Origin of the sequence: Sphaerotilus hippei (assembly GCF_003201595.1) — a bacterium.
Taxonomy (GTDB): Bacteria; Pseudomonadota; Gammaproteobacteria; order Burkholderiales; family Burkholderiaceae_C; genus Sphaerotilus; species Sphaerotilus hippei.
In genome coordinates, this window is the sequence record NZ_QJJS01000002.1 from 190,211 (window position 1) to 212,316 (window position 22,106).

General features: G+C 67.1%; 22 protein-coding genes. 6 read left to right on the top strand and 16 right to left on the bottom strand.

Annotated features, from left to right (window positions below; genetic code table 11):
• The first annotated feature begins 31 nt into the window (after window positions 1–31).
• Window positions 32–1,720 carry a cation:proton antiporter domain-containing protein gene (locus C7444_RS02885; protein WP_110399331.1) on the top strand — a complete coding sequence of 563 codons (1,689 nt, stop codon included), beginning with the start codon at window positions 32–34 and terminating at the stop codon, window positions 1,718–1,720.
• A gap of 86 nt (window positions 1,721–1,806) precedes the next feature.
• Here the strand turns inward: C7444_RS02885 and C7444_RS02890 are convergent, their stop codons facing one another.
• The 6 genes from C7444_RS02890 to C7444_RS02915 all read right to left on the bottom strand — a co-directional run bounded on the left by C7444_RS02890 (window position 1,807) and on the right by C7444_RS02915 (window position 10,469).
• Complete coding sequence (locus C7444_RS02890) at window positions 1,807–3,459, bottom strand: PEP/pyruvate-binding domain-containing protein (protein WP_211317469.1); 1,653 nt, start codon at window positions 3,457–3,459, stop codon at window positions 1,807–1,809.
• On the bottom strand, window positions 3,456–5,399 hold the full coding sequence (locus C7444_RS02895; protein ID WP_110399332.1) for a DUF47 domain-containing protein: 1,944 nt from the start codon (window positions 5,397–5,399) through the stop codon (window positions 3,456–3,458). The genes C7444_RS02890 and C7444_RS02895 overlap by 4 nt, the downstream gene beginning before the upstream one ends.
• Before the next feature lie 235 nt (window positions 5,400–5,634).
• The gene (locus C7444_RS02900; RefSeq protein ID WP_110399333.1) at window positions 5,635–7,869 is read right to left on the bottom strand and encodes an NADP-dependent isocitrate dehydrogenase; all 2,235 of its coding nucleotides are present in this window, start codon (window positions 7,867–7,869) and stop codon (window positions 5,635–5,637) included.
• Between the two features lie 152 nt (window positions 7,870–8,021).
• A complete protein-coding gene (locus tag C7444_RS02905; RefSeq protein ID WP_110399334.1) occupies window positions 8,022–8,270 on the bottom strand; it encodes a DUF3297 family protein in 249 nt (82 codons plus the stop codon).
• A gap of 236 nt (window positions 8,271–8,506) precedes the next feature.
• Entirely contained in the window at window positions 8,507–9,523 is a 1,017-nt protein-coding gene (locus tag C7444_RS02910; protein WP_110399335.1) for a TRAP transporter substrate-binding protein, read from the bottom strand.
• Between the two features lie 94 nt (window positions 9,524–9,617).
• Window positions 9,618–10,469, bottom strand: a complete 852-nt coding sequence (locus C7444_RS02915) for a shikimate dehydrogenase family protein (RefSeq protein ID WP_245909381.1) — start codon at window positions 10,467–10,469, stop codon at window positions 9,618–9,620.
• Window positions 10,470–10,582: 113 nt separating this feature from the next.
• Between C7444_RS02915 and C7444_RS02920 the strand changes: the two genes are divergently transcribed.
• Both C7444_RS02920 and C7444_RS02925 read left to right on the top strand, forming a co-directional pair.
• Window positions 10,583–11,392, top strand: coding sequence for an IclR family transcriptional regulator domain-containing protein (locus tag C7444_RS02920; RefSeq protein WP_110399336.1), 810 nt, complete (start codon window positions 10,583–10,585; stop codon window positions 11,390–11,392).
• A gap of 88 nt (window positions 11,393–11,480) precedes the next feature.
• Window positions 11,481–11,900, top strand: a complete 420-nt coding sequence (locus C7444_RS02925; protein WP_110399474.1) for an Lrp/AsnC family transcriptional regulator — start codon at window positions 11,481–11,483, stop codon at window positions 11,898–11,900.
• 27 nt (window positions 11,901–11,927) lie between these two features.
• Here C7444_RS02925 and C7444_RS02930 read toward each other — a convergent pair whose 3' ends face one another.
• Window positions 11,928–13,028 (bottom strand): ornithine cyclodeaminase, encoded by a 1,101-nt coding sequence (locus tag C7444_RS02930; protein WP_110399337.1) that lies wholly within the window; start codon window positions 13,026–13,028, stop codon window positions 11,928–11,930.
• A 220-nt stretch (window positions 13,029–13,248) separates the two neighbouring features.
• Here C7444_RS02930 and C7444_RS20160 point away from each other — a divergent pair, with 220 nt between their 5' ends.
• The 3 genes from C7444_RS20160 (at window position 13,249) to C7444_RS02945 (ending at window position 14,912) form a co-directional block, all read left to right on the top strand.
• The gene (locus C7444_RS20160; protein ID WP_170130605.1) at window positions 13,249–13,587 is read left to right on the top strand and encodes an NERD domain-containing protein; all 339 of its coding nucleotides are present in this window, start codon (window positions 13,249–13,251) and stop codon (window positions 13,585–13,587) included.
• A complete protein-coding gene (locus C7444_RS02940; RefSeq protein ID WP_146219333.1) occupies window positions 13,571–13,828 on the top strand; it encodes a hypothetical protein in 258 nt (85 codons plus the stop codon). The genes C7444_RS20160 and C7444_RS02940 overlap by 17 nt, the downstream gene beginning before the upstream one ends.
• A 109-nt stretch (window positions 13,829–13,937) precedes the next feature.
• The gene (locus C7444_RS02945) at window positions 13,938–14,912 is read left to right on the top strand and encodes a helix-turn-helix transcriptional regulator (protein ID WP_110399340.1); all 975 of its coding nucleotides are present in this window, start codon (window positions 13,938–13,940) and stop codon (window positions 14,910–14,912) included.
• A 12-nt stretch (window positions 14,913–14,924) separates the two neighbouring features.
• Here C7444_RS02945 and C7444_RS02950 read toward each other — a convergent pair whose 3' ends face one another.
• The 9 genes from C7444_RS02950 to C7444_RS19955 form a co-directional block, all read right to left on the bottom strand.
• Window positions 14,925–15,335, bottom strand: a complete 411-nt coding sequence (locus C7444_RS02950) for a hypothetical protein (RefSeq protein ID WP_110399341.1) — start codon at window positions 15,333–15,335, stop codon at window positions 14,925–14,927.
• 31 nt (window positions 15,336–15,366) lie between these two features.
• Window positions 15,367–17,466 carry an ATP-binding protein gene (locus C7444_RS02955; RefSeq protein ID WP_245909382.1) on the bottom strand — a complete coding sequence of 700 codons (2,100 nt, stop codon included), beginning with the start codon at window positions 17,464–17,466 and terminating at the stop codon, window positions 15,367–15,369.
• Window positions 17,467–17,492: 26 nt separating this feature from the next.
• Complete coding sequence (locus tag C7444_RS02960) at window positions 17,493–18,182, bottom strand: hypothetical protein (RefSeq protein WP_110399342.1); 690 nt, start codon at window positions 18,180–18,182, stop codon at window positions 17,493–17,495.
• Window positions 18,183–18,196: 14 nt separating this feature from the next.
• Window positions 18,197–18,988, bottom strand: a complete 792-nt coding sequence (locus tag C7444_RS02965; RefSeq protein WP_110399343.1) for a hypothetical protein — start codon at window positions 18,986–18,988, stop codon at window positions 18,197–18,199.
• A 145-nt stretch (window positions 18,989–19,133) separates the two neighbouring features.
• Window positions 19,134–19,721 (bottom strand): hypothetical protein, encoded by a 588-nt coding sequence (locus tag C7444_RS19945; protein WP_146219334.1) that lies wholly within the window; start codon window positions 19,719–19,721, stop codon window positions 19,134–19,136.
• A gap of 2 nt (window positions 19,722–19,723) precedes the next feature.
• Entirely contained in the window at window positions 19,724–20,452 is a 729-nt protein-coding gene (locus C7444_RS02970) for a YpsA SLOG family protein (protein ID WP_170130606.1), read from the bottom strand.
• 31 nt (window positions 20,453–20,483) lie between these two features.
• The gene (locus C7444_RS20165; protein WP_170130607.1) at window positions 20,484–20,657 is read right to left on the bottom strand and encodes a hypothetical protein; all 174 of its coding nucleotides are present in this window, start codon (window positions 20,655–20,657) and stop codon (window positions 20,484–20,486) included.
• 82 nt (window positions 20,658–20,739) lie between these two features.
• On the bottom strand, window positions 20,740–21,567 hold the full coding sequence (locus tag C7444_RS19950) for a PDDEXK family nuclease (RefSeq protein WP_170130608.1): 828 nt from the start codon (window positions 21,565–21,567) through the stop codon (window positions 20,740–20,742).
• A 137-nt stretch (window positions 21,568–21,704) separates the two neighbouring features.
• Window positions 21,705–21,944, bottom strand: a complete 240-nt coding sequence (locus C7444_RS19955; RefSeq protein ID WP_146219336.1) for a hypothetical protein — start codon at window positions 21,942–21,944, stop codon at window positions 21,705–21,707.
• Between the last annotated feature and the right edge of the window lie 162 nt (window positions 21,945–22,106).

The following is a 22,106-nucleotide window of genomic DNA, read 5'->3' on the forward strand; positions in this document are numbered from 1 at the left end:
CGAAGGTCGCCACTGCAGGGACCATTCCGCCATGCACCCTTCCATGCCGCTCATCGTGACCCTGGCCGTGGCCCTGGGCCTGTCCCTGGTGCTCGGATTCCTCGCGGTCCGCATGAGGCTGCCGGCACTGGTGGGCTACCTGCTGGCCGGGGTGCTGATCGGGCCGTTCACGCCGGGTTTCGTCGCCGACGTCGACCTGGCCGGGCAGCTGGCGGAGATCGGCGTGATGCTGCTGATGTTCGGGGTCGGCCTGCACTTCTCCTTCGACGACCTGATGGCCGTGCGCCGCATCGCCATTCCGGGGGCGATCGTGCAGATGGCGGTGGCGACGGCCCTGGGCGGGGCGCTGGCGCTGTGGTGGGGCTGGTCGGTCAGCGCCGCGCTGGTGTTCGGCGTGGCGTTGTCGGTGGCCAGCACCGTCGTGCTGCTGCGTGCGCTCGAGGCCCAGGGCACGCTGCAGAGCCACAACGGCCGCATCGCGATCGGCTGGCTGGTGGTCGAGGACCTGGCCATGGTGCTGGTGCTGGTGCTGCTGCCCGCGCTGGTCGGTCTGGCCGATGGGGGTGCCGTGCTGTCCTCCGGCCTGTGGCTCTCGCTGTCGAAGACCCTGCTGGCCGTGGCCGTCTTCCTGGTGCTGATGCTGGTGGGCGGGCGCCGCGTGCTGCCCTGGGTGCTGTGGCAGATCGCCAGCACCGGCTCGCGCGAGCTGTTCACGCTGTGCGTGATCGCGGTGGCCGTGGGCATCGCCTACGGCGCGTCGGTGCTGTTCGGGGTGTCGGTCGCGCTGGGCGCGTTCTTCGCCGGCCTGGTGCTGCGGGAGTCCGAGTTCAGCCACCGTGCGGCCGAGGAGTTGCTGCCTTTCCGCGATGCCTTCGCGGTGCTGTTCTTCGTGTCGGTGGGCATGCTGTTCGACCCGAAGGTGCTGCTGGAGCGGCCGGTCCAGGTGCTGGCCGTGGTGGCCATCATCCTGCTGGGCAAGTCGCTCGCCGCCGCCGCCCTGGTGCTGGCGTTGCGCTACCCGCTCAACGCCGCGCTGACCGTGTCGGTCAGCCTGGCGCAGATCGGCGAGTTCTCCTTCATCCTGATCGCGCTGGGCGACAGCCTGGGCGTGATGCCGCACGAGGCCAAGAGCCTGATCGTCGCGGGGGCGCTGTTCTCGATCGCGCTCAATCCGATGCTGTTCACGCTGGTCGGGCCGCTGCGCCGCTGGGTCATCGCCCGCTCGGCGCTGGCCCGTCGCCTGGAGGACCGCGACGATCCGCTGGCCGAGCTGCCGATGTCCACCGAGGCGCGTTTCCTGGCCCGCCACGTGGTGCTGGTCGGACATGGATCGGTGGGCCGGCAGCTCGCCGAGGCCTTGCGTGCCCGGGATGTGCCCTGCGTGGTGGTCGAGCACCACCGCGACCGTGTCGAGGCGCTGCGCCTTGCGGGCGTGGCCGCGGTCTGCGGCGATGCGAGCGAGCCAGGGGTGCTGATCCAGGCCCACATCGCCCAGGCCGGGCTGATGGTGGTGGCCGCCGCCGAAAGCATCGACGTGCGTCCGATGATCGAGACCGCCCAGGCCCTCAATCCGTCGATGCCCATCATCGTGAGGGCGCCGAACGCCGAGGAGGCCCGGCTGCTGCTGCAGGCCGGTGCGGCCCAGGCCATCCACGCCGACCAGGCGGTGGCCGACGTGATGCTGCAGGCGATGCTGGCGGCCCTCAAGCCCGGGCGCTGAGCGTCGTCTGATCTTCTGGTGCATGAGCATCGGGATGTCGATGCCCGCCGATGCCGGGCGCCTGAGACCCGGCTGCGTCGCGGGGATCAGGCGCCCGGCGTGTGCTGCCGCAGCGTTTCCAGGCGTTCCAGCAGGTCCTGCGGACACTCCAGCTCGAGCGTCATCGGTCCGGCGTAGAACAGCCCCTCATTGCCGTCCAGCGTCAGCAGGTCCCCTTCGTGCAGCGTGGTCTGCGCGATCCGGATCGTGCGGGTGCCCTCGTCGATCAGCAGGTCGGCGCAGCCGACGAGGCAGACCTTGCCGAGTTGTCGTGCGACGACGGCCGCGTGGGAGGTGCGCGCGCCGCGCTGCGTCAGCAGGCCGCAGGCCGAGTCGAGGGCGGCCAAGTCGCTGGTGTCCGCATCCCGGCGCACCAGGATCACCGACGCCCCGGCCGCATGGCGGGCGGTCGCACGGGCTTCGTCCAGCGCGATCTCGCCCACGGCGACACCGCTGCAGGCCGTCGCAGCCCGACCCAGCGCGGCCTGTGCCGTCCCGTCGGTGGCCACCACCCGCGAGCGCGCCAGGGCCGATCGATCCAGGCCGGCGGTGCGCTCCCGTGCCGTCGCGGCGTCGATCAGGCCCGCGTCGAGCAGGTCCAGCGCGATGCGGGCGGCGGCCTGTGGCGTGCGCTTGCCCGAGCGGGTCTGGAGCATGAACAGGCTGGCGTCCTGCACCGTGAACTCGAAATCCTGCATGTCGCCGAAGGCCTGCTCGAGCTGCCGTGCGGCATCGAGGAGCGACTGCCAGACGTCAGGCAGCACCGTGGCCAGCTCGTCATGCCCGTTGGCGCTGCGGCGTCCCGACACCACGTCCTCGCCTTGTGCGTTGAACAGGAAGTCGACCCACAGCGCGGGCTCCCCGGTGGCGGGGTCGCGCGTGAAACCGACCCCGGCGCCGGACTGACCGCCGGCATTGCCGAACACCATGCCCTGCACGGTCACCGCCGTGCCGATGGCCGCGTCGATGCCGTTCAGGCGCCGGTATTCGCAGGCCTTGGGGGCGTGCCACGAGGCCAGGACTGCCTGGATCGCCGCGTCGAGCTGTCGCTCGGGATCCTGCGGAAACGGCACTCCCGCCCCCGCCGCGTAGACCTCGAGGAATCGACGGGTCAGCAGGCGCAGTTCGGCGAAATCGAGCTCCCGCTCATCGTGCTCGCCGAACAGGGCGGTGGCGGCTTCTTCGAAGGCTGATGCCGGCAGGCCGGCGACGATCTCGCCGTAAGTGGCCACCAGGCGCCGGTAGGCGTCCCAGACCAGCCGCGGGTTGCCGGTCTGTCTCAGCAGGCCGCCGACGGTGGCATCGCACAGGCCGATGTTGAGCAAGGTCTCCATCATGCCCGGCATCGAGACGGGGGCCCCCGAGCGCACCGACAGCAGCAGGGGTCCTCGGCGGTCCCCCAGGGATCGGGCGGTCGAGCGCTCCAGCTCGCGCAGGCCGGCCTGCCACAGCGGGCGGGGGCTGCCGCTGGCCTGCATGGTCGGGTCCACCGCATGCCGGGTCCCGATCACGAAGGCGGCCGGCACCGGCAGGCCCAGGCGGGCCATGCGCAGCAGGTTCCAGGCCTTGAAGCCCATCGTCTGCGCCGAGGCCGAGCCCTGGATCATGGCCTCGTCGCCGCAGCCCACCAGGTAGACCTCGGGCGGCAGCAAGGGGGCGCCGCGCACCGGCGCGCCGTCGGCGTGTTCTCGCCCGTTCATCCCCGCACCCCCGCTTGGTCGAAGGCCACGTCCCGCAGCGTGTAGGCGGCCGCCAGCAGCCGGTCCGAGGCCAGCTCCAGCGTGCCCGCCAGGTCATTGGCCAGCATCAGCGACGGTGCATCCCGCACCACGGCGAGCATGGTGCGGCGGGCCGTGCGCAGCAGCGCATCACACTGGCGTTCGGCCTGCAGCACCTGCCAGGTCGCGACGAGAAAGGCGTCGTTGTCGGCGGCTTCGCTGTCCGAGCCCAGCGTGCGGGCGATCGCCAGCGCCTTGACGTGGTCCTGCGTGGCCTGCAGCACCATCGCGGCCAGCTGCCCGAGCGACTGGCGCACGTCGTCGTTCCAGCCCTGCAGCGGATGTTCGGCTGCCAGGCTGATCAGGAAGGCGGCTTCCTCCAGCGCATCGGCGACGTCGTCGGACTTCTCGATCAGCCGGGCCACCGGACGCCAGCGCGGCTGGCGTTCCGCCTTGTCGCGCGCCTGCATCACCAGGTGATCGGCCTTGCGTTCCCAGAGCTTCGCGCGTGCGGCGAGCTTGCTGGCGGCCTTGCCCGAGCGCTCGGCTCCGTGCGCCAGGCCATCGCTGACCGCCTGGGCCAGCGCCTGGCAGTAGGCGGCATGTTCGGCCAGCAGCTCGAACTCGCTGGTGCGCTGGCGCACGTGGTGAGCCAGCAGCATGCGGGTCTCGTCAGCGACCAGGGCCGCGGGCTGGCCGCGCCCCAGCGCGTCGCAGGCCAGTCGCAGCACCGAGACCAGGAAAGCGTGGGCATCGGCCGCACCGATGACCTCGTCGAGCCGATCGCCGATGCGGAAGGCCCCTTCACCCGCGGCCTGCATCGCGGCGTGGATCAGTCGTTCGCCGCCCGCCTGCAGCCAGGCGCGGTGGCCGATGTCGAGGCGAGCGGCCTCGGCGAGCACGGCAACGGCATCGGACTTGCTGACGAAGGCCTGCAGGCGTTTGCGGGCGCGGTTCCAGTCGATCAGGAAGACGATGCGCGAGCCGATGCCCTCGAGCGTGGCCTGCAGCGCGGCCTCGTCCACGCAGTCGAACCGTGCCGTGCTCACCGAGTAGGCCTCGCCCTGGTTGAGATCGGCGTTCGTGCGCGACTCCAGCCCCGACCATTTCGCGCCGAAGGGCAGCAGCATCGACTGGAAGAAGTCGAGCCGGATGCGGTGCAGGTCCGAGTAGGTCAGCGTGACCACGAGGCCGCTCACCTGAACCACCAGCACATGGGCGTCGTTGGTGCCGATGTCGTTCTGCAGCAGCAGGCGATCGCCATCACGCGTGGCCGCCGTGTCCAGCCCGGGATGGTCGAACTTCAGCACCGCCGTGCGGTTCAGGCCGCGCATGAACGCGGCCACCAGCACCCGGTCCTGCGGCTGCAGCTCCCATGCGTTGGCGCCGTCGATCACCTCGCTGGCCAGTTCGCCGGACAGCCGGTTGATCTGCTTGTGCAGGTCCATCACCAGCAGGTGCAGGCTGTCACCGTCGCCGCGCTGACCATGGGTCATGGACTTGACGTCGGCCGCGCTCAGCCGGTCGGCGGGCAGCGCGTCGAGCCAGTCGAGCCAGGACCGGACCCGGGCATGCGGTGCCGCACCGCTCGGCGTGGTCTCGAGGACCGGCCGGGCCATGGTGTCCAGATCCTCCTCCAGGCACTTCACGAAGCGGGGCAGATCGGGCATCAGCAGATCGTCCTCGACCCGGCGGGCCGCCGTGGTCATGTCGTGCAGCCATCCGGCGTTCAGACCCGCGGCGCTGATCTCGTGGCCCAGGTCGGGCACGTCCCGGTTCGGATGCGCCGCATGGGCCGCTGCGGCCTGCAGCACCGTCAGGCAGACCTTGAGGCGATCGTTGGCGGACAGGGCCGCCTTGACCCAGGCCGGCAGCATCAGTCTGTGCTGACCGAGTGAGGCGACGGCTTGGGTCTTCTGCATGGTGTGGCGTGTGTTGGCGACAGGGAAACCCAGTCTCGAGCGCCTGCATGACAGCGCTGTGGCGGCCACGATGACCCGGTGCCGCATCCCCGATTCATGTCGCCGGGACTGATCCTGGTCAAGGTCGGGTGACGCGCCTGACCGCTCGCCGACCAGACGCAAAAAAGCCGCCGGGTCACGTCGACCCCGGCGGCTTCGTCAGCAGGCGGCAGGCCGCCTCCCGGTCAGTGGCTCATCAGGCGGCGCCGGCCAGGGCCGCGTTGAACGTGGCGCTCGGGCGCATGACGGCGCTCACCTTCTGCGGGTCGGCCAGGTAGTAGCCGCCGATGTCAGCCGGCTGGCCCTGAACTGCCTTCAGCTCGTCGATGATGGTCTGCTCGCTGGCCGTCAGCGTCCGGGCCAGGCCGGCGAAACGGGCCTGCAGGTCCGTGTCCTCCGTCTGGGCCGCCAGCTCCTGGGCCCAGTACATGGCCAGGTAGAACTGGCTGCCGCGGTTGTCCAGCTGGCCGGTCTTGGGGCTCGGGCCCTTGTTGTTGTCCAGCAGCTTGCCGGTGGCCGCGTCCAGCGTGCGGGCCAGGATCTTGGCCTTGGCGTTGCCGGTCTTGATGCCGAGGTCCTCCAGGCTCACGGCCAGCGCCAGGAACTCGCCCAGGCTGTCCCAGCGCAGGTGGTTCTCCTCCACCAGCTGCTGCACGTGCTTGGGGGCCGAGCCGCCGGCGCCCGTCTCGTACATGCCGCCACCGGCCATCAGCGGCACGATCGACAGCATCTTGGCCGAGGTGCCCAGCTCCATGATCGGGAACAGGTCGGTCAGGTAGTCACGCAGGATGTTGCCGGTGGCGCTGATGGTGTCCTGGCCGCGGATGACGCGCTCCAGCGTGTAGCGCATCGCGCGCACCTGGCTCATGATCTGGATGTCCAGGCCCGTGGTGTCGTGCTCGTGCAGGTACATCTTGACCTTGGTGATCAGCTGCGCCTCGTGCGGACGGTAGCTGTCCAGCCAGAACACCACCGGCATGCCGGAGTTGCGGGCGCGGTTGACGGCCAGCTTGACCCAGTCGCGGATCGCGGCGTCCTTGACCTGGCACATGCGCCAGATGTCGCCGGCTTCCACGTTCTGGCTCAGCAGCACCTCGCCGGTGTTCAGGTCGGTGATGTTGGCCACGCCGTCTTCGGCGATCTCGAAGGTCTTGTCGTGCGAACCGTACTCTTCGGCCTGCTGGGCCATCAGGCCGACGTTGGGCACCGTGCCCATGGTCTTCGGATCGAAGGCGCCGTGCCACTTGCAGAAGTTGATGATCTCCTGGTAGATGCGGGCGAAGGTCGACTCCGGCATCACGGCCTTGACGTCCTTCAGGCGGCCGTTGGCGTCCCACATCTTGCCGCCGTTGCGGATCATCGCCGGCATCGAGGCGTCGACGATCACGTCGTTGGGCGAGTGGAAGTTGGTGATGCCCTTGGCCGAGTCCACCATCGCCAGCTCGGGGCGGTGCTCGTGGCAGGCATGCAGGTCACGCTTGATCTCGTCCTGCTTGGACTGCGGCAGCGTGGTGATCTTGTTGTACAGATCGGCCATGCCGTTGTTGACGTTGACGCCCAGGTCCTTGAACAGCGCGCCGTGCTTCTCGAAGGCTTCCTTGTAGAAGATCTTGACGCAATGGCCGAAGACGATCGGGTGCGAGACCTTCATCATCGTGGCCTTGACGTGCAGCGAGAACATCACGCCGGTCTTGCGCGCGTCCTCGATCTCGCGCTCGTAGAACTCGAGCAGGGCCTTCTTGCTCATGAACATGCTGTCGATCACTTCACGATCGAGCAGCGACACCTTCGGCTTGAGCACGATGGTCTGGCCGCTCTTGGTGATCAGCTCCATCTTGACGTCGCGCGCGCGGTCGAGCGTCATCGACTTCTCGCCGTGGTAGAAGTCGCCGGCGTGCATGTGCGAGACGTGCGAGCGCGAGGCCTGGCTCCACTCGGCCATGCTGTGCGGGTTCTTGCGCGCGTATTCCTTGACGGCACGCGGCGCGCGGCGGTCGGAGTTGCCCTCGCGCAGCACCGGGTTCACCGCGCTGCCGGTGCACTTGGCGTAACGGGCGCGGATGGCCTTCTCTTCGTCGGTCTTGGGGGCTTCCGGATAGTCGGGAATGGCGTAGCCCTTGGCCTGCAGTTCCTTGATGGCGGCCACCAGCTGGCCCACCGAGGCGCTGATGTTGGGCAGCTTGATGATGTTGGCTTCAGGCTTGAGCGTGAGCTTGCCCAGCTCGGCCAGGTAGTCGGGCACACGCTGCGCTTCGGTCAGGCACTCCGGGAAGGCGCCCAGCACGCGGGCGGCCACCGAGATGTCGCTCGTTTCCACCTGAACACCGGCCGGCTCCGTGAAGGTGCGGATGATCGGCAGGAACGCGCAGGTCGCCAGCAGCGGGGCCTCGTCGGTCAGCGTGTAGATGATTTTCGATTTGTCAGCAGCCATGGAAGAGCTCTTTCTCGTGATGGATCGGGGCCGGGGAATGGAAAATGCGTCGCTGATCTTAATCGGGGCCTTCACCGGCGGTGGGCCTCGAGGTCAGGTCCGCAGGGTACGGGCGGCGGCACCGGGGCCGCGGTTCCGCACCGGGCATGCGCTCACAGGTAGAACACCTCGACCTGGCCGGTCAGCTTGATCTTCAGCGGCTGTCCCTTGCGGTCCTTCGTCTTGCTCGAGGGCACCTTGATCCAGCCCTCGCTGATGCAGTATTCCTCGACGTCGGAGCGCTCCTTGCCGTTGAAGCGGATGCCGATGTCGTGCTCGAACACGGCCGCGACATGGTGCGGGCTGCGCGGGTCGACGCTCAGGTGATCTGGCAGGGGCGGCTGGGGGCTGGACGTGTTCATGGATTCGATCGGGCACGCGAGGGCGTGCGGATGACAGCAGGAAGCTTCAAGTTTAGTGGACACCCGCCGGATCGGTCACACCGCACCCGCGATGTCGAGCGATCCGGGCGGCTGTCGCTCGCCCCGGAGCATCACCCGGGGTGCGATCACCGCACATCGGCCCTCCGGACGGACGCAGGGCCGGACCCGGATGACCCGGTCCGGCCCTGCGTGGCCACGAGCATGCGCTGTCAGGCTTACTTGGCGGCACGCGCCTTGTCGACGGCGGCGTACATCTCCTGCACGATCGGGCCCAGCTCCTTGGTGTACTTCTCCAGGACCGGCTTGGAGCGCTCGCGCAGCTTGGCGATCTCCTCGGGCGGCAGCTCGATCACGTTCATGCCACGCTTCTTCAGCTCGGCCAGCACCTTGGCGGCTTCGTCGCGGGCGACCTTGCGCTGGTAGACGGCGGTTTCCTGGGCGGCGTCACGCATGATCTTCTGCTCCACCGGCGAGAGCTTGTCCCAGAACTTCTTGCTGACGATGACCGCCTGCGGCGTGTACATGTGGTTGGTGATCGTCAGGTGCTTGCTGACCTCGTTGTACTTGCCGTCGAGGATGTTGAGCAGCGGATTGGTCATGCCATCGATGGCGCCCTGTTCCAGCGCGGTGTAGGTCTCGGTGAAGGGCATGGGCACGGGCGAGGCGCCGAGCGACTTCATGAAGTCGACGTACAGCGGCGTCGGGATGACCCGCATCTTCATGCCGTTGAAGTCGTCGGCGCGGGCGATCGGCTTCTTGGTGGTGTGGATCTGGCGGAAGCCCAGGTCCCAGTAGGCCAGGCCGACCAGGCCCCGCTCCTGCAGCTTGTCGAGCAGCTTCTTGCCCACCGGACCGTCGGCCACGGCGTCGGCTTCGCGGGTGTTGCTGAACAGGAAGGGGAAGTCGAAGATCGCCATTTCCTTGGCGTTGCCCGCCAGCAGGCTGGCGTTCATCACCGTCATCTCCATGGTGCCGCCCTGCATGGCCGAGACGGTCTGCAGGTCCGGGCCCAGGGTGCCGCCCGGGAAGGGCTTGACGGTGAACTTGCCCCCGGTCTTGGCCGCCACCAGCTCGGCGAACTTCTCCACGCCCATCACCTGCGGGTGGCCCTTGTTGCTGGCCGAGGGGAACTTGATGGTGCGGGTCTCGATGTCGTTGGCATGGGCCAGGCCGGTCGCGGCGAGGGCGGCGGTCAGCAGCGACAGCGACAGGGTTCGACGCAGGATGTTCATGGGATGTCTCCGTTGGTGGTGGGGGAAAAGAGCGGGGGAAAAACGGGAAGAGAGCGGGAAGAGCGTGTGAAGAGCGCGGCCGGTGAAATCGGGCTCAGCTCGCCTGCAGGTGCCGGCGCACCTCGGACAGGTCGGCCTGCACGGTGTCGGCGATCGCCTCCATGCGGAAAAAACGCAGGTAGTCGGGCACCTGCTGCACCAGCATCTCGAAGCCGGGATGGGCCTGGATGCCCCGTTCGGCGCAGGCCCGCAGCAGCGGCGTGGGCCGGTGCTTCATCAGGATGTCGAACACCCGGGCGCCGGGGTCGATGCGGCTCACGTCCACCGGCAGTGCATCGTCGGCCTGCAGGCCCAGCGGCGTGGCGTTGATGATCAGCTCGAAGCCCGCCGGATCGGCGCCCGGCACGCTCACGCGCGCGTCGCCCAGGCGCTGTGCCAGCTGCGCCGCGCGCGGGCCCAGGTCGTGCAGCGCCAGCTCGGCGACCCCCTGGTCGAGCAGCGCCGTGGCGATGGCCGCGCCGGCACCGCCGGTGCCCAGCAGCAGCACCCGCCGGCCGCGCGGCTCGAGGCCGAAGTGGCGCAGCGCCGAGACCAGGCCGGAGCCGTCGAACAGGCCGCCCTCGAGCGTGCCGTCGGCGTGGCGGCGCACCGCGTTCACCGACTGGGCCATGTGCCCGGCCGTGTCGACATGGCCCAGCAGCGGCAGCAGGGTGGTCTTGTGCGGGATGGTCAGCCAGAGGCCGTCGATGTTGCCGGCGGCCATGATCGTGCGGGCGAAGTCGACGAAGCGCTCGGGCGCCACCTGGGCCGGCACCAGCACCGCGTCGACGCCATGGCGCTGGAAGATGCGGTTGAAGATCGCCGGCGCCTGGACCTGGCTGACCGGGTCCCCCGCCACCATGAAGACACGGGTGTGGCCGGAGATGGCGAGGGGCGAAGGAGACACGGGAGGGATCGGCATGGAGGCGCACTCTAGGCAGCAGCAGCGGCTGCGGCAATGAGGCTTCTGCCTGTTGTGTCCGATAATCGGACGAAACTTTCCGATCACCGGTCATTATCATGGTTTCCCTGGAGTCCTCCGGCCTCGTCAGCCAGGCCGACGGCCGCTCGTTCGACATCGATGCGGCCGACCTGATCGCCGGCCTGGGGCGTGGCCTGGCCGTGATCGAGGCCTTCGACGACGCCCACGGTCGCATGACGGTGGCGCAGGTGGCCCAGCGCACCGGCATTCCGCGCACCGCCGCCCGGCGCTACCTGCTCAGCCTGTGCCACTTCGGTTATGCCGCCACCGACGGCAAGCAGTTCTGGCTCTCGCCGCGGGTGCTGCGCCTGGGGCAGAGCTACCTCGACGGCGCCCGCCTGCCGCGCCTGGTGCAGCCCTTCATCCAGAGCCTGTCGATGAACAGCGGCGAGACGGTCAACGTCAGCGTGCTCGACGGCCACGAGGTGGTCTATGTCGCCCGCAGCAACAGCCCGCGCGTGGTGTCCATCGGCTTCCACGCCGGGGCGAGGGTGCCGGCGCACGTGGTCAGCCCGGGGCTGGTCATCCTCTCGACGCTCAAGGACGAGCCGCTGCGGTCCTGGGTGGCCGAGCACGAGTTCGCCGGCTTCACCGCCAGCACCATCGTCATCGCGCAGAACTTCACCGAGCAGGTGCAGCGCGCCCGGCGGCAGAACCACTGGATCTCGGTGGGCCAGCTCGACGCGGGCCTGACGGGAGTGGCCACCGCGCTGCGCGACCGCTTCGGCGAGTGCAAGGGCGCACTGGGCATGACGCTGCAGAGCACCGCCTGGCCCGAGGAGCAGATCGTGCGCCGGCTGGTGCCGATGCTGCTGGAGACGGCCCAGGTGCTGAGGTCATTGATCTGATCCGGCCCGGTGCGGCCGGTCGCGCCCGCCTGCGGATGCGGTACAACCGGGGCGGCGACAGGCGAACAGGCGAATTCGAGACATGGCCATGGACGACACCGATCGACAGCTGATCTCGCTGCTGCGCAAGGACGCGCGCATGAACGTGGCCACGCTGGCGCTCAAGCTGGGCGTCTCGCGCGGCACGGTGAGCAACCGGCTGCGCAAGCTCGAGGATGAGCGGCTCATCGTCGGCTACACCGTCTGCCTGCGCCCGCAGGCCGAGCCGGCGACGATCCGTGCCTGGATGAACGTGCGCATCGAAGGCAACCAGACCCGCAGCGTCATCGCCAGCCTGCTCGGCGAGCCGGGCGTGGCCGCGCTGCACGACACCAACGGCCGCTGGGACCTGCTGGCCGAGCTGCGCGCCGAGTCGATGGCCGACCTGTCGGCGCTGCTGGAGCGCATCCGCCTGATCAAGGGCATCGCCAACACCGAGACCAGCATCCTGCTGGCGACCTACCGCTGACGACCGGGCGCCGGGCGCGGCGACGGCTCAGGCCGCGGCGCTCATGCACCCGTCGGCCACCGTGGCCGCGGCCCGCCGCGCCGGGGCCTGCGGCTCGTCCCGCAGCAGGCCGAACAGGTCCTTCGGATCGGCCGTGCGCGGCACCAGTTCGATGAGCTCGCCGATGCCCAGCTCGGCCGCGGTCTCGCCCATGAAGGTCAGCGCCGCATGGTCCTCGAGCGCGAAGCCCACCGAATCGAACACCGTCACCTGCCGGGCGTCGCGGCGTCCGGGGTGCCGGCCCTCGAGCACCTGCCAGAGCTCGGTGACCGGGAAGTCGGCCGGCATCTGCTGGATGTCGCCCTCGAGGCGGCTCTGCGGCTCGTACTCGACGAACACCGCGGCGGCCTCGAGCACGCCGGGGTGCAGTTCGGTCTTGCCGGGGCAGTCGCCGCCGACCGCGTTGATGTGCATGCCGGGCTCGATCATTGCCGCGCTCAGGATGGTCGCGTTGCGCTTGTCGGCGGTGACCGTGGTGACGATGTCGGCGCCCCGCACCGCCTCGGCCACGCTGGCGCAGCGCCGCAGCTCCAGCCCCTGGCCGGCCAGGTTGGCGGCGAGCTTGGCGCTGGCGGCCGGATCGATGTCGAACAGGCGCAACTCGCGGATGCCGACCAGGTCACGCAGGGCCAGCGCCTGGAACTCGCTCTGCGCCCCGTTGCCGATCAGCGCCATGCGCCGGCTGTCCGGTCGGGCCAGCCGGCGTGCGGCCACGGCCGACATCGCCGCGGTGCGGATCGCGGTGGTCAGCGTCAGCTCCGACAGCAGGCGCGGGGCGCCGGTCGCCACGTCGGCGAGCACGCCGAAGGCCATCACCGTGGGCAGGCCGTGGCGGTGGTTGCCCGGGTGGCCGTTGACGTACTTGAAGGCGAACCGCGACGCGTCGGCGATCGGCATCAGCTCGATCACGCCGACCGGCGAATGGCAGGCCAGGCGCGCGCTCTTGTCGAACTCGTGCCAGCGCAGGAACTCGCGCTCGATGCGCCCGGCCACGCCGGCGATGCAGGCCGACAGGCCCTTGCGCCGCACCAGGCGGATCATGTCGGAGGCGCTGAGGTAGACGGTGGCGGGATGGCGGTCGGTGGACATGGTGGGAGGCTCCGGCTTCGATGCCTGCAGTCTCTGCGCGGCCCGTGGCAGCCGGAAGCCCGCATGGTGCTGCACATCGCCAGCATGGCTGGCGAATCGGCAGGGGGCGCTGACGAAATGCGCAATCCCTCGTGGTGCCCGGTGCCAGCCCGGGTTCACGGGCCTTGTCCGCGGCCCGGCCCTTTCACCATGCCTGTCCCTGTCCCGGACTGCCCCTGCCATGCCCACCCCGTCTGCCGCCCTTGCCAGCGGACTGCGCGCCGAGTCGCTCGTCCTGTCGGCGCTCGATGCGCTGCCGCCGCCCTGGCTGCATTTCCACGCCGTCGAATGGCGCACGCTGCAGCACGATGGCGAGCGCCTCGGCGAGGCGGACGTGATCGTGTTCCACCCGCAGCACGGCCTGATCGTCTTCGAGATCAAGGCCGGCGCCGTCGAGGTGCGCGATGGCCCGTGGTACTGCGCCTCGGGGCTGGCGATGAAGCAGTCGCCGCTGTCGCAGGCGCGGTCCCCTGCCGGGCAGCGATGCCCCCTCGCGGGCCTTCGTGCTCGATCGTGGTGATCTGGCCGATCCGGTGCCGGCGCTGCTGGCCCCCGACTGCCACCTGCTCGTGCCCCTGGGGGTGCAGGTGGACGGCATCGGCCTGGCGTTGCAGCGCGCGACCGAGCAGCAGATCCAGGTGCTGCGCCTGCTGCGCAGCCAGCCCCGGCTGCTGGTGGAGGGCGGGGCTGGCTCGTGCGGCGCTGTTCCTGCTGGCGCTGGAGAACAGCGGCGTCGCCGCCGGGTGAGGCGAGTGACATGAACAGCCCGGCCATCGCGGCTCACCTTGAAGGATCACGGGCCGGGTCGTGGCCTATCTTCCACAGGCGCTGCGGCCCGAACCCGCCCGCGCAGAACCTCCGAACGACCGCATGTCCCGACGCCCAGGCAACCTTGAAACCCTGCTGCTCTCCATCGAGCTGCTCAAGCGCATTCCGCGTCAGCGCCAGGTCACGGCCGTCGAGCTGCACCGGCAGCTGGCCGACATCGGCATGCAGCGTGAGCTGCGCACCATCCAGCGCCAGCTCGACCAGCTGAGCCAGCATTTCGAGATCGAGCGCGACGAGCGCAGCAAGCCCTATGGCTACCGCTGGAAGGCGCTCGCCCAGGGCCTGTCGCTGCCCCTGCTGGGCGAGCATGAATCGCTGCTGCTGGCGCTGGCCGAGCAGCACCTGCGCAACCTGCTGCCCGCCAGCCTGCTGAGTTCGATGGAGGGGTTCTTCACCCAGGCACGGGTCAACCTCGGTCCTGCCGCGGGCGCCCGGCGCGAGCGCGACTGGCTCTCGAAGGTCCGTGTCGTCAGCAGCAGCCAGCCGCTGCTGGCGCCCAGGCTGCAGCCCGGCGTGTTCGAGCAGGTCAGCAACGCGCTCTACGGCAACCGCTGGCTGCAGCTCGACTACGTCAATGCTGCCGGCACGCGCCGCCAGGCCGACTTCATGCCGCTGGGCCTGGCCCAGCAGGGGCCCTGCCTCTACCTCGTCGGTCGTTTCCGGGGCTTCGACAACGAACGCAGCCTGGCGCTGCACCGCATCCGCAGCGCGACCGCCTCCACCCTGACCTTCGAGCGGCCGGCGGACTTCGAGCTGCAGCGCTACGACAGCGACGGCCGCTTCGGCTTCGGCGAAGGCCGGCGCATCACGCTGAGCTTCGAGATCTCCAGGCCGGCCGGCCAGCACCTGCTGGAAACCCCGCTGTCGACCGATCAGCAGGTGGAGGTGCTGCCCGACGGCCACCTGCACCTGGTCGCCACGGTCATCGACACCGAGCGGCTGACGTGGTGGTTGCGCGGCTTCGGCGACGAGGTGCGCCAGATCGTCAGGACACCGTGCGAAACGCCGGTGCCCTGATCGCAACGTCCCCTACCAGGAGTTGCAGAAACCCGGTTCGTCGTGGTGGGCGTTGCGCATCGCCAGGTCCAGGGTCATCAGCCAGAGCGAGACCATCGGGTCCTTCATCCGGCCATCCGGGTGCTCGAGGCGGTCCAGGATCCGGCGGCAGCGTGGCTCGGCCGGGTCGTAGGCGATGTCGATGTGGATTTGCCCCTCGTAGGGGCCGAAGCCGTTGTCGCTGCGCATCGGCCCGCAGCATTGCCAGATCACTCCCTCCTGATCGAGGAACTGCGTCAACCCGATGCGCTGGGGCAGGTGTTCCCAGTCCAGCCGGGGTGCTTCTTCATCGGTCGGATCGATCCGGGGGCCGAAAGTCACCATCAGCACGTCCCGCTGCCTGCTGCGGGCGATGGCGTCGATGTGTTCGATGAACATGGGCATGGTGCGGTCCTCTTGTCCGGGTCTGCAGGGTTCAGTGCACGAAGCCGATGGGGTGGCGGCCCGGCTGCTTCAGCGCACATTCACCTTCCAGCGCGGCGACCAGATCGATCACCGAGCCAAAGGGGCTGAAGCGATGCTGGCGCACCACGGCGGTGAAGTCGCCGGGCGTCAGCTGCTTCAGGGCCTCCAGGCGTTGCCGGCTCGCCGTGTCCGGCTCCGGCAGGCCCAGCGCCGCACAATGCTGCAGGCACAGGGCGAGCGCCTGTTCGGGCCGCAGGGCGTCGAAGCGCAGTTTCAGGTCGAAGCGCCTGAGCGCGGCCGGATCGAAGCCGTCCATCAGGTTGGTCGACGCGATGAAGATGCCCGAGTGGCTCTCCATCTGCGTGAGCATCTCGTTGACCAGCGTCACCTCCCAGTTCTGGCGGGCCTCGCGCCGGTTCTGCAGGAAGCTGTCGACTTCGTCGATGACCAGCACCGCGCCGTCGTCCTGCGCCTGGCGGAACACGCGGGCGATGTTCCGCTCGTTGTCCCCCACCCATTTCGACATCAGGTCGGAGGCCCGCACCACCATCGCCGGGCGACCCAGCTCTCGTGCCAGCCAGCGTGCGCAGGCGGTCTTGCCGGTGCCCGGCGGGCCGTAGAAGCACAGGCGACCCTCGCCGGTGCGCGCCAGGCCGGCGGCGATGCGCTGCAGGTCCGCCCCGGTGTTGGCGACCTGCGGGTCGTAGAAGGAGGCCAGCGCTTCCGGTCCGGACACCCCCATGGCCTCATGCCCCTGGGCCCGCAGCGTGTTGTCGATCAGCCGCTGGACCGCGGCCGTCGCGCCTGCGGCCGGAGGCTCACCCAGCGAGCGCACCACGGCGGCGGCGCGTGTCACGACCCCTGGGGTCAGCACCTGGCTCTCGGCCATCCGGGCCACGGCCGGCTCGTCCAGCAGGCCTTGGCAGGCCTCCCGGATGATCTGCTCACGCTGGCGCCGCGGCGGCACGGTCAGCTCCAGCACCACGTCGAAGCGCCGGATGAAGGCCGCGTCCAGGCACTCCACCAGATTGGTCAGCCAGAACGTCGGCACCGCATTGCCTTCGAGCATGCGGTTGATCCACGCCTTGCGCACGTGATGCGTGGTGCGGCCCGCGAAGGGCGAGTCCTCCGACGTTCCATGAAAGACATCCTCCACCTCGTCGAACAGGATCAGCGACTGCTGGCAGCCGAAGAAATTCTGCGAGGCGCGGTAGGCCCTCAGGCGCCGGTTGCCGCTGATCGGATCGCCGTCCTCGTCTTCGCTGGCCACCTCGAACAGGTCGACGCCCAGCGACTGCGCGATCGCCTTGACCAGCTGATTCTTGCCCACGCCCGGCTGGCCGTAGATCAGCACGTTCACGCCGGTGCGGCCAGTGGCCAGCGCACCTTGCAGATAGGTTCCGAGCACGTCCACCGTGGGCCGGACGTGGGCAAAATCCGCCAGCGTCAGATGGCCCGGGCTGCTCGGGCTCACCATGTCGCGCATCAGCTGCATCACGTCGATCTCGCTGTGCACCAGTTTCTCGGCGAACTGGTTCGAGACGATGTCCAGCTTGTCCTTCAGCGTCTCTTGCCCGCCCCGGCTCAGCGTCAGCAGGCCCGAGCGCGCCAGCGCACCGCGTGCGCCCAGGCTCTCGCGCACCTCGACCAGGGGCAGTTTCAGCAGTTGCGCCAGGCAGGTCGACGTGGCCCGGGTCGACAGATCGCCCAGCGTGTTGGCCACGCTTTCCAGCAAGGCATCCGTGTGCAGCAGCGTGGCGAACTCCAGCAGCCTCGAGTCCACCTCCGACAGCCCGACGAGTTCACGCAGGCGCCCGACATTGCGTGCCAGCTCGACCGGCACGGCCGGGGCCTGCTGCTCCAGCTCGCGGTGCAGCCGCTCCAGCGCCGCGTGAACCTGCTTCTTGTCCGCCTCCCCCCCCAGCTCGTCCGTCACGATCGACAGGTCCAGCCAGGCCTGCAGGCGCTCCAGGTCCAGGTGGCGACTGTACAGATGACTGTGCTGCCCCTGCATGCCCACCAGCATGCGCAGCGCCCACAGCTGCACGACCGACCGGACCGGCTGGCGCTGATTCTCGAACGTGATTTCTCGGGGCAGGTTCATGTCCATGCACACATCCTTTCTTGCTGAGCAGCTCAGTTTCGCGACGAAGGCGACGAGACGTGTCGCAGGGGTTCCAGTCCGTGGCCGCATCGATCCAGTGCCGCTTGAGCGGCCTGGTAACAGGGCGTCAGGTCATTGCCCCACGGCCCCAGCACGGGGCCTTCCCGCAAGGCCTGGCGCAAGTCCTGTTCGGTGCGCTGGATCATGCGCGCGAGCTCGGGGCAGAGCTCCGGATCCTTGCTGAGCAGCAGCGGCACCTTGCCCGTGGCGAGGATCGTGAGCGCGTCGGTCATTCCCCGCCAGGCATCGTTGCCGGCACCGTGCAGATGCCGGTGCAGGCAGAAGCGCAGACCTTGCCTCAGGCTGCGGTGGTAGGCCGGAATCCGGATGGCGATCCAGGGATGATCGAGCAGGACCCGTGACAGGATCGCCGTGGCGATGTAGGTCGGCACCATCACGAAGTCGACCCGGCCATCCGAGCCCATGAACTGCAGCTGCTCGTCCTCCACCGCGACCGACCACGACCCGGCGGCGATCCGGCCGATCCTTCCCCGCTGCCCTGCCACCAGCGACTCGCAATAGGCCTGAACCCACTCGCGTTGTTCCGCTTCGAGCCTCGGGGGCAGGGCCTCCAGCGCCTGCAGGACCGCTCTCATCCGCTTCACCAGGGGCTCCATGTCGGAGGGATCGCAGGACGGGCTGATGGTCCAGGGTTCAAGCATGGCGGGTGCTGGGTTCATGGCTCGACCGCAAAGACGCCTTCCCCCTGGATCAGCCGGTAGACCGGCAACCGGGCTTCCAGCGACACCTGGTCGGCCGCAGGCGGTTTCAGCAGACCGTGCCGGCGACCATGGGCGTCGCAGCCGACCAGGCCGTTGCGCACGCGCAGGGGCAGCACATGCTCGACGACCTGGCCCGCACCGGAGGGCGAGGGATACAGGCAGGTGATGGGTTTCCTCGGTTCATCGTCCGTCTCGTTGGGGATGATGATCGAGAACGAGGGCGCCGCCGCGACGCTCACATGCGGCTCGATGATCCTGTAGGCCTCTTCCGCCCAGGCGCAGCAACTGTCCCGCCCCGAGATCACCAGATAGCCGTGGCGTGGCAGCATGTCCACGCCAAAACCCCGGGCCACCTGCTGCAGCCTGCCGCTGCGGCGGTCCACCCGCAGCAGCTGCTTGTCGCAGTTGACGTTGAAGCAGCTGCCCGTGACCAGGATCTCGTACTGCCCGTCCTTGTCCCAGTCGTAATGCACCGCCTCGCCACCGAAATACTGCGAAATGGTCTGGACACCCCGCCCCACGGTGCGGGTGGGCTGCCCGACCCGCGGTGAATACTGGATGTCGAACTCCCGCCGATCGGTGTGTTCGCAGTCGCGGGTGATGATCTTCAGCACCGAACGGTCCTTGCTGATCTTCGATTCGGTCGTGACCTGGCACGGCACGGGCTTGCTTGGTGCCGCCGCGCAAGCCGTCGTCGCCATCAGCCAGCCGACGACCAGCCCCGCCAGGGCGCGTGAGGGTTTCAATTCAAGGATCCATGGGCCTGATGGCCGTTTCATTCGAGCGTGCATTCTTCTTCCCTTGTTTTTTTAAGAGGTCCACAGCCGCGCCGAGCGGCTGGCGGCGCTGCGGACCTGCCGCCCACCCGTTGCGACACCCGATCGGGTGCCCTCAGGTTGACGCGGATGCTGGTGTGTGTGCCTGATTCGTCCTGGCCTCAAGCTCTCGTTTGAAAGCTTGGATCAAGATTCCTTCGTTGAGTTGATAGTCACGATCATTTTTGATGGATCTGATGTAGTTTTCCAGGTTTGTTGTTGATGAGGTTTTGTCGAGTAGTTTCCTGGTTTCTTCCAGGAAAAAACCGACGAACTCTGGCATCATTTTTGATGTGGCATCGATCTCGATCAGGCCTTTTTCTTCAGGCGCCCGGAGGATGATCAGAGGGTTCTCGTTGCGTATCCCGAATCCGGAGTGTCCGAATTTTGGAAAATTGGTTTTCATGCGCCACTCTTCATACAGGTGGCGGTGGTGCGTGAACAGGCATTGATCGGTCAGTGTGATCATGAACAGGCTGAGCACAAAGTGTGGCCGATGTCCCGCTGGAATCCTCGAGAGATCATTGGCTGCGTTTTCCCAGTTGGGTCCTCCAAAAAATACGATTGGATCGTTGTTCATGTACTCTTGGATGACTCGATTGGGTCTGTTGAAGTCCAGCAGGCTGAGGTGTTCTGGAAATTTGCTGTAGAAGTAGTTTTTCATTTTCAATCGATGCTGGTGGTGATGAGAGAGATTTCGATGATTTTCGTGGTGGATGAATGGGAGCTTGATCCGGTGATGTTCAGCACTTCGACCTGATGCTGTGCAAGGAAACGGGAGAGGTCGCCGGGGCGAAGGCCCGGGTGGAATTGCAGGCAGGGGCGCTGGAGTTCCTGGGCGAGCCGGACGGCGCGGCCGGATGTGCCATCCAGCACGTCGCCAGGCGTGAAGATCACGGTCGCATCGCTGTCGCGCACATTCCACCGGATGTGCTGCGCGTCGTCATCGGACGGGGTCTCCGTCAGCAGGTAGTGATCGGGAATCCGGCCGGCCGCCGAGCGCCGGTCCCGGGGGCACCATCCACCGTATGCCGCTTCGTTTCCGATGGCCCAGTCCAGCGCGGCGAGTTCGGCGCCAGTCTGGCCGCCGGAAACGATCCGGAAAGTCGGGGCGAGGAAATAGAAGTTGCTCACCAGTTTCGAGGCCTTGAGGGCGACGCGCGGTTCAGCCGGCGGCGCCCCGGCTGGCCGGATGACATGGCGCAGACCTTTTTCATCGAGGGGCTGCACAAAACGCCCCTCCATCCACGCCATCAGGTGGCTCGAACTGGAATAACTCAGGCGCAGGTGGCGCTGCAGCAGCGAGATCGTGACGGTGTCATGGCGCAACACCAGTTCAATCGCCTGAGCGAGCAGATCGTCGGGCGGACGGCAAGGTTCTTCATCCGTGGGCATGGTGCGGGTCGATCCGGGGTGATTGGGTGGTTCAGGCGAGCGGCAGGGGATGCAGTTCCCACCGCGGGGCCGTGAAGAAGATCTCGCCCTCGGCATGCGGCCAGACCGTCCGTTTCTTGACGAGGGTGGCGTCCTGCCAGAAACGGACGGCATTCCTGAGTGCTTCCCGCCAGGGTCTGAATTCTCTGGGCAGGCCGAAGTTCATGCCGCAACTCTAGGCTGCGCAGAATCTAGAGTTGGATTGCGGATGCGTGAGTTGGTTTCTGGAATTTTTTGACCGCTTGGTTTTATGGGTTGATTACATAACCCAGTTTTCTTGCTATTTCTATTATTCTGCCGATGTTCCCAATTCCCCATTGATTGCATACGGCGACTGGGCCGCCCTGTAGTTGTATTATTTGATCTTGGTTGAGAAAGTGCTTTTTTCTTCTTGTGTTGTTGTATATTTCTGTGGCTTCTGCAGTAGGTGCGGCTATGTCGTAGCTTCCAACTGTTGTGCGCGGGAATTGTTGCCGCAGGCCTTCTAAAGTCATGGGTGAATTGTTCTCGACATATTTCTTTATGATGGCTAGTGCTAGTTTTCCTTTGCCGTATCGGGTCCCATCGAGACTGTATTGCGTTGTGTCGTTGGCGTTGGCTTGTTGATTTTTGAAGTGAGTGTTTGTCGTTGCGTAAACATTTCCGTTTTCGCTTCTGAATCTTTGTATGGTGAGGGCGGCTACAGGGATTGTTGAATTGTTTTTTTGGTAGGTGTAGCCTTTTTGAAGTTTTGATCTGAGATCTTCTGTTATGGATGTTCCAACGAGGACTCCGATGAGTTTTTTATTGGCTGTTCCTTCGTTGCTGTTGACCGTTGGGTATCGGTTTAAAATATCAGTGCCCCTGGCGAGATATCCTTCGAGTTGCTTCAGGTGTTCATTATTGAGTTCGGAGTTTTTTAGTTCAATTACTGCAATATACTCTTGCGAGTATATTGCAACAATATCAATTCGGCCGTTGTTGTCATTTGCTCCGCCGCCATCTATGTGTGACTCTATTTCTATTATTTCTGCATCACAGAAAATTTCATGGTCGAGGTTGAGTATCCCTTCGTTTTCTATGAGGTAGGCTTGCATGAATCGTTCTGATTGGAACGGGAAGGGCTTGAGTTGAATGCCGTTTGCGGTGAAGTGGGTATGGATTTGCATGGTCTTGTCGCGTGGTGTGGGTGATCAGTTGGGGCGTGTGGTGACGCGTGGTCTGTTCAGCATTTTTAGTCAAATAATGGATTTTTGGCGCTTGGGTTGAATGTTTCCACGGTGGTTTTTCGTGGCAGGGTCAGGTGCTGGGCAAGGAGACGGAAAATATCGCCGGTACGACGGCCTGGTTGAGCGTGCGGGAAGGGGTGCTGGAGTTCCTTGGTCTGTCGCCAGGCGTGAAGGCCTCGGTCGCACATTCCACTGGATGTGCCGCGCGGCGTCATCGAGCGGCAGGGTTCTTCATCGGTGGGCATGGCGCGGGTCGATCCGGGGTGATTCGGTGGTTCAGGCGAGCGGCAGGGGATGCAGTTCCCACCGCGGGGCCGTGAAGAAGATCTCGCCCTCGGCATGCGGCCAGACCGTCCGTTTCTTGACGAGGGTGGCGTCCTGCCAGAAACGGACGGCATTCCTGAGTT

Bases quoted from the DNA above. Each gene is read 5' to 3' on its own strand.
- C7444_RS02885 (WP_110399331.1), top strand. From the start codon at position 32: ATGCACCCTTCCATGCCGCTCATCGTGACCCTGGCCGTGGCCCTGGGC.
- C7444_RS02890 (WP_211317469.1), bottom strand. From the start codon at position 3,459: ATGAACGGGCGAGAACACGCCGACGGCGCGCCGGTGCGCGGCGCCCCC.
- C7444_RS02895 (WP_110399332.1), bottom strand. From the start codon at position 5,399: ATGCAGAAGACCCAAGCCGTCGCCTCACTCGGTCAGCACAGACTGATG.
- C7444_RS02900 (WP_110399333.1), bottom strand. From the start codon at position 7,869: ATGGCTGCTGACAAATCGAAAATCATCTACACGCTGACCGACGAGGCC.
- C7444_RS02905 (WP_110399334.1), bottom strand. From the start codon at position 8,270: ATGAACACGTCCAGCCCCCAGCCGCCCCTGCCAGATCACCTGAGCGTC.
- C7444_RS02910 (WP_110399335.1), bottom strand. From the start codon at position 9,523: ATGAACATCCTGCGTCGAACCCTGTCGCTGTCGCTGCTGACCGCCGCC.
- C7444_RS02920 (WP_110399336.1), top strand. From the start codon at position 10,583: ATGGTTTCCCTGGAGTCCTCCGGCCTCGTCAGCCAGGCCGACGGCCGC.
- C7444_RS02925 (WP_110399474.1), top strand. From the start codon at position 11,481: ATGGACGACACCGATCGACAGCTGATCTCGCTGCTGCGCAAGGACGCG.
- C7444_RS02930 (WP_110399337.1), bottom strand. From the start codon at position 13,028: ATGTCCACCGACCGCCATCCCGCCACCGTCTACCTCAGCGCCTCCGAC.
- C7444_RS20160 (WP_170130605.1), top strand. From the start codon at position 13,249: ATGCCCACCCCGTCTGCCGCCCTTGCCAGCGGACTGCGCGCCGAGTCG.
- C7444_RS02945 (WP_110399340.1), top strand. From the start codon at position 13,938: ATGTCCCGACGCCCAGGCAACCTTGAAACCCTGCTGCTCTCCATCGAG.
- C7444_RS02950 (WP_110399341.1), bottom strand. From the start codon at position 15,335: ATGCCCATGTTCATCGAACACATCGACGCCATCGCCCGCAGCAGGCAG.
- C7444_RS02955 (WP_245909382.1), bottom strand. From the start codon at position 17,466: ATGGACATGAACCTGCCCCGAGAAATCACGTTCGAGAATCAGCGCCAG.
- C7444_RS02960 (WP_110399342.1), bottom strand. From the start codon at position 18,182: ATGCTTGAACCCTGGACCATCAGCCCGTCCTGCGATCCCTCCGACATG.
- C7444_RS19945 (WP_146219334.1), bottom strand. From the start codon at position 19,721: ATGAAAAACTACTTCTACAGCAAATTTCCAGAACACCTCAGCCTGCTG.
- C7444_RS02970 (WP_170130606.1), bottom strand. From the start codon at position 20,452: ATGCCCACGGATGAAGAACCTTGCCGTCCGCCCGACGATCTGCTCGCT.
- C7444_RS20165 (WP_170130607.1), bottom strand. From the start codon at position 20,657: ATGAACTTCGGCCTGCCCAGAGAATTCAGACCCTGGCGGGAAGCACTC.
- C7444_RS19950 (WP_170130608.1), bottom strand. From the start codon at position 21,567: ATGCAAGCCTACCTCATAGAAAACGAAGGGATACTCAACCTCGACCAT.
- C7444_RS19955 (WP_146219336.1), bottom strand. From the start codon at position 21,944: ATGCCCACCGATGAAGAACCCTGCCGCTCGATGACGCCGCGCGGCACA.